Origin of the sequence: Streptomyces recifensis (genome assembly GCF_002154615.1) — a bacterium.
In the GTDB taxonomy this organism is placed as follows: Bacteria; Actinomycetota; Actinomycetes; order Streptomycetales; family Streptomycetaceae; genus Streptomyces; species Streptomyces griseoluteus.
Map to the genome: position 1 here is coordinate 1 of NZ_MUNH01000063.1, position 14,517 is coordinate 14,517.

The 14,517-nt window shown below is 70.0% G+C and carries 10 protein-coding genes and 3 pseudogenes; 5 read left to right on the top strand and 8 right to left on the bottom strand.

Annotation, left to right across the window (positions count from 1 at the left end; all coding sequences use genetic code 11):
* Positions 1 to 202 precede the first annotated feature (202 nt).
* Positions 203 to 448: pseudogene (gene tnpA, locus CCN33_RS04205) on the bottom strand (IS200/IS605 family transposase); the annotation flags it as partial.
* 205 nt (positions 449 to 653) lie between these two features.
* On the opposite strand from tnpA, the pseudogene CCN33_RS33705 reads away from it, so the two are divergent.
* The 3 genes and pseudogenes from CCN33_RS33705 to CCN33_RS04215 all read left to right on the top strand — a co-directional run.
* Positions 654 to 939 (top strand): annotated as a pseudogene (locus CCN33_RS33705) (Tn3 family transposase); the annotation flags it as partial.
* Positions 940 to 1,017: 78 nt separating this feature from the next.
* Complete coding sequence (locus CCN33_RS04210) at positions 1,018 to 1,503, top strand: VOC family protein (protein ID WP_086691228.1); 486 nt, start codon at positions 1,018 to 1,020, stop codon at positions 1,501 to 1,503.
* A 337-nt stretch (positions 1,504 to 1,840) separates the two neighbouring features.
* A complete protein-coding gene (locus tag CCN33_RS04215) occupies positions 1,841 to 2,377 on the top strand; it encodes a hypothetical protein (RefSeq protein WP_086691230.1) in 537 nt (178 codons plus the stop codon).
* Positions 2,378 to 2,819: 442 nt separating this feature from the next.
* Here the strand turns inward: CCN33_RS04215 and CCN33_RS33485 are convergent, their stop codons facing one another.
* The 5 genes and pseudogenes from CCN33_RS33485 to tap all read right to left on the bottom strand — a co-directional run bounded on the left by CCN33_RS33485 (position 2,820) and on the right by tap (position 6,489).
* Positions 2,820 to 2,945, bottom strand: a complete 126-nt coding sequence (locus tag CCN33_RS33485; protein WP_279628143.1) for a hypothetical protein — start codon at positions 2,943 to 2,945, stop codon at positions 2,820 to 2,822.
* Positions 2,922 to 3,095 (bottom strand): annotated as a pseudogene (locus CCN33_RS04220) (integrase core domain-containing protein); the annotation flags it as partial. The gene CCN33_RS33485 and the pseudogene CCN33_RS04220, both read right to left, overlap by 24 nt.
* Positions 3,096 to 3,120: 25 nt before the next feature.
* A complete protein-coding gene (locus CCN33_RS04225) occupies positions 3,121 to 3,540 on the bottom strand; it encodes a PPOX class F420-dependent oxidoreductase (RefSeq protein WP_086691233.1) in 420 nt (139 codons plus the stop codon).
* A gap of 98 nt (positions 3,541 to 3,638) precedes the next feature.
* Positions 3,639 to 4,196, bottom strand: coding sequence for a telomere-protecting terminal protein Tpg (tpg, locus tag CCN33_RS04230; protein ID WP_086691235.1), 558 nt, complete (start codon positions 4,194 to 4,196; stop codon positions 3,639 to 3,641).
* Between the two features lie 13 nt (positions 4,197 to 4,209).
* Positions 4,210 to 6,489 carry a telomere-associated protein Tap gene (gene tap / locus CCN33_RS04235; protein WP_086691236.1) on the bottom strand — a complete coding sequence of 760 codons (2,280 nt, stop codon included), beginning with the start codon at positions 6,487 to 6,489 and terminating at the stop codon, positions 4,210 to 4,212.
* Positions 6,490 to 6,765: 276 nt separating this feature from the next.
* Between tap and CCN33_RS04240 the strand changes: the two genes are divergently transcribed.
* Both CCN33_RS04240 and CCN33_RS04245 read left to right on the top strand, forming a co-directional pair.
* The gene (locus tag CCN33_RS04240) at positions 6,766 to 7,296 is read left to right on the top strand and encodes a hypothetical protein (RefSeq protein ID WP_086691238.1); all 531 of its coding nucleotides are present in this window, start codon (positions 6,766 to 6,768) and stop codon (positions 7,294 to 7,296) included.
* A 580-nt stretch (positions 7,297 to 7,876) separates the two neighbouring features.
* A complete protein-coding gene (locus CCN33_RS04245; RefSeq protein ID WP_244173630.1) occupies positions 7,877 to 8,560 on the top strand; it encodes a carbonic anhydrase in 684 nt (227 codons plus the stop codon).
* 465 nt (positions 8,561 to 9,025) lie between these two features.
* Here the strand turns inward: CCN33_RS04245 and CCN33_RS04250 are convergent, their stop codons facing one another.
* Both CCN33_RS04250 and CCN33_RS04255 read right to left on the bottom strand, forming a co-directional pair.
* On the bottom strand, positions 9,026 to 11,173 hold the full coding sequence (locus CCN33_RS04250; protein WP_086691240.1) for a KAP family P-loop NTPase fold protein: 2,148 nt from the start codon (positions 11,171 to 11,173) through the stop codon (positions 9,026 to 9,028).
* Positions 11,170 to 14,460: a Helicase associated domain protein gene (locus CCN33_RS04255; protein ID WP_086691242.1), complete on the bottom strand. Its 3,291-nt coding sequence runs from the start codon at positions 14,458 to 14,460 to the stop codon at positions 11,170 to 11,172. Before CCN33_RS04255 ends, CCN33_RS04250 begins: the two co-directional genes overlap by 4 nt.
* Positions 14,461 to 14,517: the final 57 nt, after the last annotated feature.

Sequence of the window (14,517 nt, forward strand, 5' to 3'; positions counted from 1 at the left end):
CCACCCCGCCCGCCGTCACCGGAAAGGAGCCACACCCCTTTCGCTTGCACCACCCCTGATGCCTAAAACGCATAACCCCTCTTCTGCGGTGCCCCCTCCCTGATCCTGCAGGCTGTCCCCGCCTTTGGGCGGGGAGGGAAATGCATCCGTGGCGCGGAGGAGCGCAGCGCCGGAGTTCTCTGCGCTTCCGGGGCGGCGGCGGTCAGAGTGGACGTGCCTGGCCCTCGATGTACTCACGGATCACGGTCAGCGGTGCGCCGCCGCACGAGCCTGCGAAGGAGGAGCGGGACCACAAGACCGAGCCCGTCCCGATGCGGTTTATACGGCCGGTGTACTCGGCCCGCAGGTACCGGGAGCTGACGCCCTTGAGCGAGTTGATCAGCTTGGACAAGGCGACCTTCGGCGGGTAGTGCACGAGCAGATGCACGTGGCCGGCCTCGCCGCTGATCCACTGCGTTGGCTGCGGCTACCAGGCCCACGCCGACCACGTCGGGGCAGCCGACGTTCCACGGGCCGGGCTGGTCCGTCGCAACGCCAACCCGGCATAGCCGGAAGCCCCCACCTTCAGGTGGGGGAGGAGTCACCGGGTCGGGGAACCACACCACTGCCGTCTGCGCGCGCTGGCGAACTGGGCCAGTCGGGATGATTAGTTCGGCGCGCTCGGTCTGGTCCTCAACGCCATCGTGCTGGGGACGACGAGGTGTATCGACGCTGTCGTCGCCCGCTCCAGGCGGAGGGCCACGAGATCCGGGACGAGGACATCGCCTGCCCCCCCTCAAGTACCGCAACCTGAACTTGCTCGGCCGCTACAGCTTCACTGCCTCCACCCCGGCTACCGGATCCTTCTGCGAATGGCTCGGCCCCGAAAGCCGCCCCCACCCCTCGAACGGCGACCTGACCGGCCTGCCAGGTTTGCCGCAGGACCACATCGACGCTTGACCTCAAGCGAACTTGAGCTTCTAGGTTCCTTCCCTAGCCGCAGGAACCGACCGGCGGCGCCTTTCAAAGAGGGTTGCCATGACCGAGCGCACAGACCACAACGAGATCCCCGACCGCTACCGCTATGCGGTGATCCCGCACATCATGGTCGATGATGCCGCTGCGGCGATCGATTTCTACCAGCGGGCGTTCGGCGCCCGTGAGGACTTCAGGATCGACGCTCCGGGCGGCGGAATCCTGCACGCCGAGATCACCATCGGACGGTCGGCCCTGATGCTGGGCGACGCCAGCGTGGACGAGGCGGAGGCCGCCTCCTTCGCCGCGCCGACCTCGCTCGGCGGAGGCACGTCCGTCACGCTGCATGTCTTCGTTCCGGACGTCGACAGCCTGGCGGAGCGCGCCCAGGCGGCCGGCGCCGAGATCCTCCAGCCGCCGAAGGACATGTTCCACGGTGACCGCACCGTCATCCTCAAGGACCCTTCGGGTCACATGTGGGTATTCCTGACTCATCTGGAAGACGTGTCGGACGAGGAGCTTCGGCGTCGCCTGGCCGTCGCCGGGTAACCCCTCGCCGTGGGCGCTGTGACCTGACCAGTCTGTTGGGCGACTGATGCTCTTGGAAAGCGCCTGAAGAGGCACTGATCCCGTTCTGGTCCCCCTCCCCGGGTTGGATGACTGGCCACCGGGCGGGTGCCCGAGCACGCCTTTGCCGGTTCTCTCAGGGATCGCGCCCGACTCTGATCCCAGGGGTGATCCCCGGCTGTGACGCAGCTCCTGTCGCCCCTGGGGGAGGCCGCCGTACCGTTGTCCGCACCTCCCGCCCGGGCGCGCAGTGCCCGCGACCGGATCACCCACCCCGGAACACCCAGGACAGGCGGGCATACGCACAGGACGGTCCACCATGCCCACCGCGCTCTCGCCCGTCATCGCCGCCTCCGCACGCTGGCTGCTGGCGGCCTTCCCCCCGGCCCCCGGCCCGCTGAACCAGGCCCTGGCCGAAGCCCAGGCAGGCCATGCGGCCACCATCGCCGCCGCCCTGCGCTACCCCACCGCGCTGGACGGCGAACTGCTGGACCTGCTCGGCCCCGGCGGCTCCGGCCGGCTGGACTTCGTCACCGGCGCCGACGCACCCCCGCTGCCGGACGCCACCCACGCCTGGCGCACCCAGGTCGACGAGACCGTCGTCAGCTGGGCGGCCTGCCTGCTGGCCGACGCCGACCTCGCCGCCCTGGCCGCCGCCTGCCTGGCCGCCACCCACCACGGCTCCGACAGCGTGGGCGACGCGCGCCGACTGATCATCCCCAGCCCGCGCGACCACCGCGCGGCCCCCCTGCTGCGCCACCCGGACTTCCTCGGCCCGGTCGCGGACCTCCACCGCGAGGCCCTCCTCGGCCTCCTCGGCGCCGCCCCGGCCGTCACCGCCCCCGAACCCGGGTGACCACCGAGCCCGTACGACCGCAGGCAGCCGGTCCCCGTCGGGCCGCCGCGGCCCCTCGCACCTCAGGGCGCCTTGAACAGAGCCGGGAAACGCGGAGCGAGCCAGGGCTTGCGCCCCCCGACCAGGATGCGGCCCGGAGCGAGGGGACCCCGTGGCGCACCGTGCTCGCGCAATGCGGTGACCGCAGCGGCGAGGCCGTCGAAGGCCAGGACCTTGTGGAGGGGTGAGGGTCTGTTCCCACCGGGAGTGCCGCGCCTTCCTTTGCCCATACTCGAGTGAGCCCGAGGGGGGTCGGCCAGCGGCCCGCGGTCCTCACGCCCACTGCATGCCGAGCTCCCGCAGGGGCCAGGCCCTGGCCGAAGCCAGGCAGGCCATGCGGCCACCATCGCCGCCGCCCTGCGCTACCCCACCACCGGCAGGCCGACGCACCAGCATGGTGGCGTCAGGCCGCGCCATCGACTTCACCTACGACGACGCCGGCCGCGAACTGACCCGCCACATCGGCGACACGATCGCCATGGAGCACATCTTCGACGCGCCAGGTGTATTGACCCGCAGCGTTGTTCACGCGGCTGAGGGGTGGCTTGCCTCCGAGTGCGGTGTGGCAATGGTGGTGGTGGTAGGTGTGCAGGAAGTCTGCCAGGGCGTCGGTGCGTTCGGTGTTACCGGTGTAGGGCCGCAGGTAGACCCATTCGTCGAGCAGGGTGCGGTTGCAGCGTGTGATCCCGGCCCTCCACCGGGTCTCACCCCGCCTGGTCGGTGTCCTTGTGCGCGCCCCAGCCGTGCCAGCGCTCGACCTCGATCCAGGCGCTGAACCGGGTGCGCCCCCGGTCCGGGTAGGGCCGTCCGGTGTAGTGCGTGGAGAGGCGGTCGATGTCGGCCAGGCCCTTGTCCTCGTGTATGTCGGTCACCCGGCCGATGAGGGTGACGTGCGTGTACCAGTCGTCCCGGTCGAGGACGGTGAGGGACACTCGCGGGTCGCGGCGCAGGTGCTCCAGGCGGACCCGGCCCTCGTCCATGTTCAGGAGGACGCGGCCGTCCTCCCAGAGGTACCAGGTGGGTGTGGTCACCGGGGTGCCGTCCTTGCGCAGGGTGGCTATCACGCACGGGTTGGGGTGACGCAGCATCTCTTGGGCCGCGGGCGGCAGCGGGGGCTTGGACATGGGGTTTCCTTCCTGTCTCCCTGTCGTTGGCCGCCGAGTTCCCTGAACGGGGTGCGGCGCACCTCGCCGGAGCCGTCGGGCCACCTCCGCCGGTTCGGCTACAGCTCGAATTCCAGGTCGATCAGGTCGGTGAGTTCGACTTCGAGGCCGTGGGCGCGGTGGCCGTTGTCGCGGAAGTAGACCTCGCCCAGGGCCTCGGCTGCGATGTGGCGGAGCTGGTTCTCGGTGGCGCCTTCTTCCTGGGCGGTGAAGAGGCGGGCGGCGTGCTGCGGGGGCAGGGCGAGGGTGAGGTGGCGGATGCGGGCGTCGTCGGTGCTGCCGGGGGCGGCGGTGTAGCCGAAGCGGCCCTGGACGTCGATCATGATGCCGCCGGTGGTGGCTGCGGTCTGCTTGGCCTTGGCCCGGATCTGCGGCTGCCAGCGAGCGCGGACCTCGCGTTCCAGGCGGTCGGCGAGCTCCGGGCGGGGGGTTTTGATCTGGTTGTTCACGTACCGCTCGACGGTGCGCCGGCTCACGCCGAGCAGCTCGGCCACCCGCCGGGTGCTGCGCTGGTGGCGGCGGACCAGGTAGCGCATCTGTGCCCCGGCGGACTTGGGCAGGGGACGGGTGAACGCCCCTTGCACCGCCTTGTCGAGTCCTTCCCCGACCGTGACCATGCCGCGATTCCCCCTATTCTCCGGTGTCCTTGGCGGTGACCTCGCCGGTCTTGATGTAACGGGCGAGGTTGGCGACGTGGCCGTCACCGGCGAGCTGCTCGAGGACGTCGGCTCCCCACAGCACGCTCTGGGTGCCCTCGTGCTTGACCATCCCCGGGGAGACACCGAGCCGGAAGCTGCCGGGCACGGTCTTGCCGTCGCCGTTGTAGGGCAGGACGTCCAGCGGGCTGGGCCCGTCGGCGGCGTACACGGCGCAGTCGGAGAGGACCGCGACCGGATACTGGCCGGTGGCCGCAGCCAGGTGGAGCATCTTGCGGTGCATGTTGATCCGGGCCCGGGAGATGACGGTAGCGCGGATGTCGGGCCGCCAGGTCGGCCGGGCGAGAGCGGGCCAGGGCTGTCCCGGCTTCCATCCGCCGCCGCGCGCCTTCTCCTGCAGCTTGCCGATGCCGCCCTTGACGGTCATCTTGACCGCGTCCACGACGATGCCCAGCTCCGGATCACGGCTCTTGTAGCCGTCCATCGCTTGAAGGAACCGGTGCGGGGACAGCTTCTCCGCCACACCCAGATCCTTCATGGTGGTGACGTAGGCGTCGCGCAGCCGCTTGTACCAGCCGTCCAGGAACCGGCCGCTCTCACGGCGCACCCACGCCTCCAACGGGACGACGTCGTAGCCGAGTTCGACGGCGTACGCCACGGTGGGCGTGGCATACCAGGCCGGACCCTCGGGGCGCCGGCCGCTCGGCGTGAACGGACTGGGCAGCAGATCACCGTCGAGGTCGCGCCACTGCTTGCCCACCTTCACCCGGTTCAGGTCGACGTGGGAGAGGTCGACCAGCCAGGAACCGGGCAGCGCGGCATCGAAGACGGGGTCGGTGACGTGCACGGGCGGCGCTGCCAGGCCGACGACGGCGCCGTTGGCGGCCGCGCCGAAGGCGAGGTTGACGTCGAGGCCGACCAGGTAGCGCTTCATGCACTCCGTATCGGTCAGGTCCCGCGCCCAGTCGTAGGCCTCCTCGAACAGCCGCTCCCCGGGGCCGCGCACGTGGAAGCGGGGAAGGCCGGCCAGGACGGGGTGCCCCTCGGGCGCCTCGCACGGCGCCGGGTCGACCGGCTCGCCGCCCAGCGAGCCGGGCCGGTGTTCGGAGTGCCGGCGGCCGTCGGCGTCCGGCTCGCTCGCACGGGTCGGCGGGTTGAGCGCGGTCATCAGCTGCAGCCCCGTCACAGCGGTGGAGCCGACCGGCGTCATCACCCGCTGCGCATACGCACCCAGCAGCCGGGCGAGCTCCGCGGGCTCCAGCTGCGCGGCATGCCCCCACGCGCGGGCATCGAGGGCACGCCACGAAGGGATGCACAGCTGTACACACCGCCGGCGGCCCCCCTGGGCGGGGCGGTAGATCCGCGCCCACGGCCCCAGCCCCCGCCGGGTCAGCTTCCACTCGGCACGCTGAAGCTGCTTGATGACCTTGTGCCCCTCCGGGAGCCGTCCGGCAAGCCGCTCCTCGTGCGACAGCGCGGCGGGCAGGCCGTAGCGCTCGCACGCCGCCGCGGTGAGCACCAGCAGCGGGTCGGCGTCCCTCCCCGAACCATGCAGCCGCTCCGCCCCGAGCTGCGCCTCGGTCAGCGTCCACTCCACCAGCGCGGGCAGGGACTTGGCCGGCACGTCCAGAACCAGACCGCCGACGCCGTAGCCGGTCACCTTCCCCTCGGCGTCCGCGTCGAGGACGAGCAGCGGGCCGTGCGCGTACCCGCCGCCGGGCGCGTGCGCGCTCATCGGGGCGGTCTTCGCCGCCCCCGGACGGCGCGAGGTGTGCGATTCCCGCTCGGCGCGCGGGCGCAGCGCGGCGGCCGGTGCCCCGACAGCCGCCGGGGGAGCGGAGGCAGACTCCCCGGTAGTCCCGGCCCCGGCCTCCGGTGCGCCGCCCGCCGACGCCGTCGGCGGGCTCACCGGGGGTGTCGGCGGCGTTGTCGCCGTGGCAGGGGCTGGGGGCGCCGGGGCGGTGAACGTCCGCGGCACCGAGGCGTCTTCCTGCTCGGCACCCGCGTCCTCAGGGGCCGGGTAGAGCGTGGCGAGCTGCTCCAGCAGGCGCGCGTACGCCTCCCGCTCCGGCGGCCGCGGTTCGGTCCGGCCCGACTCCCACGCGCCGACGGTCGCCCGCCGCACCTGCAGCGCGGCGGCCACCTCGTCCAGGGTGAGCGCGTGAGCCTGGCGCAGCCGCCTGCGCTCCGCCGGCGGCGGCAGCGGGGAGCGGGACGCGACCAGCGCGTCCACGGCGTCGAACAACTCGGACATGGGACACCTCCGTTGCCCATCCTATCCACGAAGCGTACCTATCGCGTACCAATAACGCACGTTCCCCGTCCTGTGAGCGTACGGGTAATGGTGTACGGGAAGCGCTCGCCCCTGGGACTCACCGCCCCTTTGCCCTACCTCGGGGAGGATCGGAACGCCCCGTAGGAAACAGGGGCGTCACCGTCCACCGGCAGCCGCTGGTGTTCCCGCTGACGCCCTTGCAACTCCACGCGATCGAGGCCGCCAGAAACGGGAAACGTCGCCTTCGAGGTTGAGATGGAGGCCAGGCTCCCGCAGGCCGTGGGCTACCCCGGCACCGCGAAGGTCACCGACCGCATCACCATCCCGAAGAGCACCTGGGAGGAGCAGATCGCGCAGGTTGCCTCGTCTGCGGCGTTCGAAATGGCTGTTCCTTACCCGCTCCACGACTCCCGGCGTGCCGAGCCTGGCAGAAGACTCCGTGAAGCCCAGCGGCTGATCACCACCAACCAGATCCGGGGCGCGATCCTTGAAGTGCGGCTAGCTCTGGAGTGGATCCAGCAGAACGTTGGCTGGGACGATCCCGGCTCCAAGAAGCTCGCGAAGCAGCTCAACCAGACCGAGCGGTGGTGGCGCATCCAGGACGCGCTCTACGGCCAGACCTCCGGAGCTATGCACGACGATGCGGTCACACGGGACTTCGACTACAGCCGCGCGGAAGCCGAAACGCTGCTGGCGATGACCGCAGCCCTGCTACGAAACGTCCCCGAGCTGCTTTCCCACCCTCTGCTGGACGCGGAAGGCGACAGGGAATCGGAAGCCCCGTAGTCCTGTTGCGTCCTGCAGCTGACCGACACCGACGACGGCGCCGCCTCTGGTGGCAGTACGCCGTCGGCCCCGGACAGCCCGCCGCCTACTGCCTCCACCTGCACCACCTCGCCACCGGAGAACACCGCCCAGCCGACTGGTGGCACCAGCAGACCGACGACGTCCAGCCACCGCGCCCGCCCCCCAACACCCCAGCACACGGCTGCACAGGAGTGGGCGCCAGCCCTGAACCGCGTCACCGCCCCCCCCGCGACCACCGTGCATGCGGATCCTGCGCCACCTCGCCACGCAGACCTCCACCAACCGCCGCCGCACAGCGCGGTAGCCGCCTCACGGCCTTGATCCCCACCGCCGTCACCGTCGGCTACCTCCGCGAACCCGACATGGAACGCCCCCTGCCTGTGTGGGCCGTCTGCGGCAATGCAGCCCACGCCCACTTGCGCCTGCTGCCGGGGCACCCACATCACACTGAACAATCGGCCTGGTCAACCGCAGGGACGTGTCTGAGCGGCATCGAAGGGAACGACCGATGGACAGAGCCGGACGTCCGGATCGTAGAGCGCTCCTTGTCGGCGGACTCATGGGCGCCACGGTCGCGCTTGCGGGGTGCTCATCGAGGAAGGCCGCCTCGAGTGCGACCAGCGCTTCACCGGAAGCGCGGCCCACCACGCCCGACGCGGCATTCGCGAGGCTGATGGGAGGCAACAAGCGCTGGGTGAGCGGAGACCTTCAACACCCCGACCGGGATCCGAACCGGCGCCAGCTCGTGGCCCAGGAGCAGGAACCTTTTGGGGCGATCCTCTCGTGTATCGACTCCCGAGTGCCGCCTGAACTCCTCTTCGATACCGGCCTGGGTGACCTTTACGTGATGCGCACGGGTGGGGAGGCGGTCGACCCGGTAGTCACTGGTTCTGTCGAGTACGGGCCCATGACGAGTGACACCCCCCTCATCGTGGTCCTCGGGCATCAGCGCTGCGGAGCCGTCAAGGCGGCGTATTACTCACTTCGTGACGGCAAACCGCTGTCCGGCAACCTGCAGGCGATCGTCAAGGCCCTGCAGCCGGCGTACAAGCAGGCCGTCCGGGAGGGTGGCGCCGACCCGGTCGAGACCATGGCCCGCGCCCAGGTCAGGTTGACCGCGGCCGATCTGCGCTCCAACCGGGACCTGGCCCCACTCGTGCGAAACGGCGCCCTTGCCGTGGTCGGCGCCTACTACTCGCTCGACACCGGCAAGGTGGAAGTCCTGTCCGGCGCACCCTCCTGACCGGCCGGACGAGTCGAACGGGCGCTATCAGGTCGGTGACGGGGACCGAGCATCGACCCACGGCGATGCCAGTCGAACCGACGCGGATTCGACGTGATCCTGAAGCCGTCGACGAGGCACGGACGGACGCGGACTGCAAGTACGGCCCGATGCTGTCGAAACTCATGAACATTCCGTCCCGGCTGCGGCGGCCGACTGCCTCCCGAACCGCTGTCAAAGTGCTGTTTACGCCCACTCCACACCCAGTTCTCGCAGCGCGTGTCGCGGGTCTTTTTTTATGCGCAGCGGGTGAGCTCTGAGCTGGGGATTTCTCAGGTGTAGTGGGTCGTTTTGGTACTGACGGTTCTGCTGAGCGTGGCTTGGCGGGGTCTTTCAGGTTTCTGGCCTGGGGTTATGCAGTTTGTCTGGATGGCATGCAGATGGATTGGGTCGCTACTTAGGGGGAGGCGTTCCTCTGGCGCGGGGTCATGCTGTGGTGCCGGAGTCTGAGGGTGGTGTCTGGCTGGCGGCGGGGCGGTGCTCGCGGAGTGCTTGCAGGATGTTGGCGTGGTGTTCGTCGGCAGAGTTGTTGCTGGTCTGGGTCTGGAGGAGGGGGTCCAGGCGTGTGTAGAGGTCGTCGAGTCCGAACATCGCGTCGAGGCCGGCCAGGACACTTTCGTCGATCAGGCGGTGCGGGTGTGGCGTGGGGTGGAGAAGTTTGCCCAGGAGGGGGAGGGGTTCCCATCCGTGGTCGAGGCGTTGGCGTAGCCAGGGGCGCAGGCTGTCGGGGTGGGTGTGGCGCCACATCCAGATCAGATCGGTGGCGGGCTCGGTGAGTTCCTCAGCAGGTCTGCCTGTGGTGGGCGTGAGGTGCTGGGCGATCTGCTCGGTTACGGCGTTGCGGGCCTGAAGAGACCAGTCTTGGGTGGTCTGTACTTCCTCGGAATCGTCGTTGTCTGAATTGGTGGCGCGGTGCAGTGTCCGGGTGGCCAGGACCGTTCCGTCGTGAGTGGCGGCCATGGCGGCCAGTACGGAAGCTCTTTGTTCTGGTGGGAGGTCGGTGAGGAGGTCCCGGGCCAGGAATTGCATGCTCATGCCGCTGTTGACCAGGCCCATCATTTCCGGTTCGGCGGTCAGTTGACCGTAGCTGTCTGCCATGGCCTTGAGCAGCGCAGCGGCGGGGAGGCTGATGCCAGTGCTGCGGCGCTGCTCGATTCGGCGCGTGATGCGGTGGGTGTCGTTGCGGAGGCGGAGTAGCAGTTCGGCTGCTTCCTCTCCAGGGGTGCCGGCGGCCAGTTGGGCCAGGGCCTGGTCGAAGGAGGCTTCGGGAAGGTCGTCGTCGGGGACGCCGAAGACCATGTATCGGTCGAAGTAGTCGGCGCTGCCGATCCCGCGGCGCTGGGCGGCGGCTTGCGTGTCGCTTCCGTTGCCGAGGTCTTGCTGGACTGTCGGGAACAGCAGAGCCAGCAGGTTGAGCACGCCTTTGATGTGTTCTTCGGCCACGCCGACTTCGCGTAGGCGGCGGCGCCAGCGTTCGGCTCGTTCCCCGGGCTGCTGTGTGCTGTGTCGCTGTGCTGGGTCGATGCTGGTGCCGGTCAGCTCCGCGCGGTGCCGTCCCAGGAGCCGGTAGACGCCGGGCTCGTTGGTGCGCAGGAAGGTGACGATGAGGAAGTCGACCAGGTCCACGTTTCCGGTGAGGGAGCCGAGAGTGGCGTCGGCCTGCCCGAAGTAGCGTTTGACGGCCCGCGGCGTCTGCAGCCTGTCTTGCAGGTGCCGGAAGTAGGCCTCGGAGAAGCGTCGTTCCTCGCCTGGCGTCATGGACAAGCCGTGGGAATCCAGCAGGGCGTTGAGTGCGCGGATGCTCATGGCGGCTGCGTCGCGTTCGCGGAACGCGGGAAGGTCGAGCCGCACCTGGATGATCTTTTCCAGGAACTCGCGGGCTCTGCCCTCGCTGTTTCCTACGAGGTCGCTGCGTTGCAGGACGTCCAGAAGCGTCTGCTCGTCGAAGCTGATCAGGTAGTAGACGTTCGGTAGATGGCCCACCAGGCGCACCAGTTTGAAGACAAGGAGCAACTCGTCGGGGGTGAGGCGGTCCAGATCGTCCATGACGACCAGGACGGGCTGCCCTGCCCGCCGCAGGGCCTCTTCGGCCTTCCGCTTGGCCGCCGAGGCGCTGGTGTCTCCGCTGATGCGGTCGCTAAAAGCCTTGATCAGGCCTTCTGAGTCGAGGCCGGCAAGCGCGGTGAGCTTGCCCAAGGGGCTAATGGCCTGCCCGAAGCCTCCGAGCGTTTTACGGACTTCTGACCAGCGCCTTCCTTTGGGGAGGGCAGCTCGGACCTCGCTGAAGAGTGCCGCGGTCAGCGTCTCCAGGTCGGAGTACAGCCAGGGGTTGAGCTCCGCGATCAGCCAGTCCTCGCTGCTGTCCTGTCGCTGCAGGAGGCGTGTCACTTTGCCCAGGATCGTCGACTTTCCGGAACCCCAGGGGCCGATCAATGCAAGGACGCCGGTCTCGGTTTGGGCCCGGACACGTCCCAGCAGTTCCATCGCGTGCCGCGCGTACCGTTCACGCCCCAGCAGGTCGGACCCCTCGTCGTCGAGGAACGGTTCGTCGTTGAAGAAGCGCGTGTCGCTCATTGGCCTAGCGTGCCTGACCGCATCGTCACCACGTCGCCCGTCGGCGGAGGAGGTGACGGGTTCGTGTGGATGTCGATGGTGGTGAGGAGGTGTTGTTGCTGGGGGTGGAGGGTGTTCCAGCGGGTGCGTTGCTGCTCGGTCCATCGCTGGAGGGTGGGGGAGTGGCCTTGGCCGGTGTGGTGGGTCAACATCGCCTGCTGGTAGGTGCGTTGCCAGAGGTGGGGCCAGGGTGGGCACCACCAGGGGTCGAGGCTTTCGAGGGCCTGGTTGGTGGTGGGGGCCAGGCGGCCTTGTCGGGCTGCGCGGCGTTTTTGTACGAGCCAGCGGCCGAGGGGGAAGCCGTTTTGGTGGGTGTCTGTGCTGGGGGAGAGGTGGCCGTGGACCTGGGCGTAGGTGCGGGCGTGGTCGAGTCCGGGGCTGGGCGGGTAGACGCGGCTGATCCGGCGGCGGTGGCCGGTGGCGTTCAAGGTGCCGGGCCCGACTCCGAGTTCGGTCAGGAGTTTGTGCTGTTCGGGGCGTAGACGATGCCACGCGGCGTGTTGTGCGGTGGTCCACGCTCGGACGTCGGCCGGCGGGCCGCCGGGTCGGTCCTGGGTGGTGCGGGTTCGGGTGTAGGCGCGTTGCCAGGCCAGGTCCCAGGGCGGGTTCCACCACGGGTCGATCGCGGTCAGGGCCTGGTGGCGGGCGCTGGGAGTGGTGTCGCGTCGGGCTTGCTGGCGTTGGCTGTTGAGCCAGCGGCCGAGGGGGAAGCCGTCGTGGACGGTGGAGTGGGCCACAGCCAGGGTGCGGTGGAGGGCGGCGTAGGAGCCAGCGTGGGCGAGCGCGGTTTCCGCGTAGGGGGTGATGGGCCGGGTGCGGGCGGTCTCGCGGGTGAGGCCGATGCCGTCCAGGAGGCGCTGCTGGTCGGGGTGCAGGTCGTCATAGTGGGTGCGCTGCAGTCGCAGCCACGCGCGCTGGGCGGGGGCGAAGCTGCGGAAGTGACGGTCGATGTCGAGCCGGTGGCCGGCCTTGATCTGGTCGTGGATGTGCTGCCACGCGCGCTGCCACGCGAGGTTCCAGGGCGGGCACCACCAAGGATCGACTGCGGTCAAGGCCTTCGTCTGGGCGGATGGAGGAGTACTGCGGTAGGTGTGGTCGCGGGCGTGCTGGCGTTGCCGGCGCAGCCACCGCCCCAGCTCGAACCCGCCGTGGACGGTGCTGATCGCCGCAGCGAGAGTGCCGTGTGCCGCGTGATAGGAGCATGCGTAGCCGAGACCGACAGCGAAGTCGGTGTCGCACTCCGCGGGCCGTGCGGCAGCGCCACGGGCCCGGTCCGCGGTCAGCCCGATTCGGGCGAGGAGGTCCTGCTGGCCGGGCAGGAGAGTGTCGTACTGGGCGCACTGGGTGGTCAGCCACGTGGCCAGCGCGCTGCTTGCGCCGGGGAACCCGGCCGCGGGATCCAGGACGTGACCGCCGTCGACGTGGGTGCGTGCCTGGTGCCAGGAGCGCTGCCATTCCAGCGTCCAGGGCGGGTTCCACCACGGGTCGATCGCCGACAGCGCCAGCGCCCGGGACGAGGGGGTGCCGTGACGAAGCTGGTAGGCGCGGTCTTTGCTGCGCTGGTTGGACAGCCACTGCCCCAGCTTGAGCCCGTCCTGGACAGTGCCGGTGGTCGCGTTCACCAGCGTGCCGTGGGCGTCGGCGAAAGCGCGGGCACAAGCGAGGACGTGCTGGAAGTGGGTGGCCATGTGCTTGCGGCGGGGCCGGGCAGCCCGGGCGCGCGCGGGGGTGAGACCGATGTCGGCCAGGAGGCGCTGTTGTGCGGGGTGCAGGGTGTCGTAGCTGGTGCACTGGTTGTACAGCCATTCGCCCAGGCCGAAGCTGGTGGTGGGGAAGCCGTGCTCGGGCCGCGGGGCTCCGTGGGCGTGGGTGTGGTCGCGGGCCTGGTAGTAGGAGCGCTGCCACATCACCGTCCACGGCGGCCGCCACCACGGATCCAGTGCCTCGAGCGCGGCGACGTGTTCGGGTGGCATCGCGGCGAATTCCCGGTGGTTCTTCAGCCACGTGCCCAGGGCAAAACCGTTGAAGCGGCTGCGGATCGGTGCGGCGAGATGACCGTGGACGGCGGCGTAGGCACGGGCGTGTGCCAGGCCGGTGGTGAACGCCTGATCCGAGGTGTGTCGGAGCCCCAGGTGCAGCCGCGTACTGCCCGTGGCTTTCTCCGGCTGCTGTGCGGCGTCGCGGTAGGCGGTGAGTTCGCGGGCGATGGGACGGGGCCGGTGCGCCATGTGCAGCGTCCACAGCCGGTCGGTGACGGCTGGATCTGAGTCCGCCCGTACGCAGTGCTGCGCCCAGAGCAGCAAGGGACCGGCCGAGGTCGAGGCGATCCGCTCGGCAAGCCACGGCTGCCTCGTGGCGTGCGCCAACTGGGTGACCAGACCTGGGGTGTGGGCAAGCGTGTGGGGCAGATGCCCGCCGGTGTCGTCGAGCAGCCGCTGCCGGGTACGTTCGCCGGTGAGGACCGAGGCGAGGGCCACGGTCTCCGGGTAGGTGACCGCGTCTCTGACCAGCAGCCGCCACCAGCCCGGATCAGCCCCTGGCGGCGCGAGCTGCAGTGCCCGGTGCGGCCACTGCTCTTCGTCGGGCCACTGCTGCGCCCACCAGAAGACGACCACGGCATGGGCGACCTCGAACGCCTTGGCCGCATCCGGCCGATGGCGCAGTAGCTCCAAGTGCCGCCGGTGTGCCGCAAGCAATTCCGGCAGCCGCGCCAGATCGATCTGCTCGGTCCGGGCCGGCGCGCCGTCGACCCAGTGGGTGCCGAGCATCCAGCGCCGGTGGCGCGGACAAATCCGGGTGTGCGGCTGTAGATTCACCCGGGCCGTCTTGGTCCGTCCGGTGCGTACGGCCGTGCACAGCCGGCAGCCTTCCCCCGCGGCCGGCACCACGCTCCCGAAGCGGAACCGCCCGGCCGCACCCTCCCCGTTGGGCGCGAAAGGCTCCTGAGCGGCCCAGGCGGGCAGGGCCCTTTCCAGCAAGTCATCGGGCACGCGGCAGAACGCGGAGATGCGGGCTCGGGCTTCGGCGTTGAGGTACACCTCGCCGTCTGTGCGGTAGCCCTTGAACAGGCCTCCGCCGACGTGGAGCAGCGCGGGGATGAGGTCTCGGACGCCGAGTCGGTAGCGGTCGGCCAGCCGGTCCAGGTACGACAGGTTGGTCTCGCCCTGCAGCGGCGCGAGCCGTACCGGCCCCGGTCGTGTCGCAGCCGTCTGCGGCGGCTGCGGCTGTGGTGGAAGAAAGTCGTGCATCAGGGAGCAGCGGTCGTTCCTGGCGGGCCCGGATGCACCAGCATCCGAGCAGTGGCC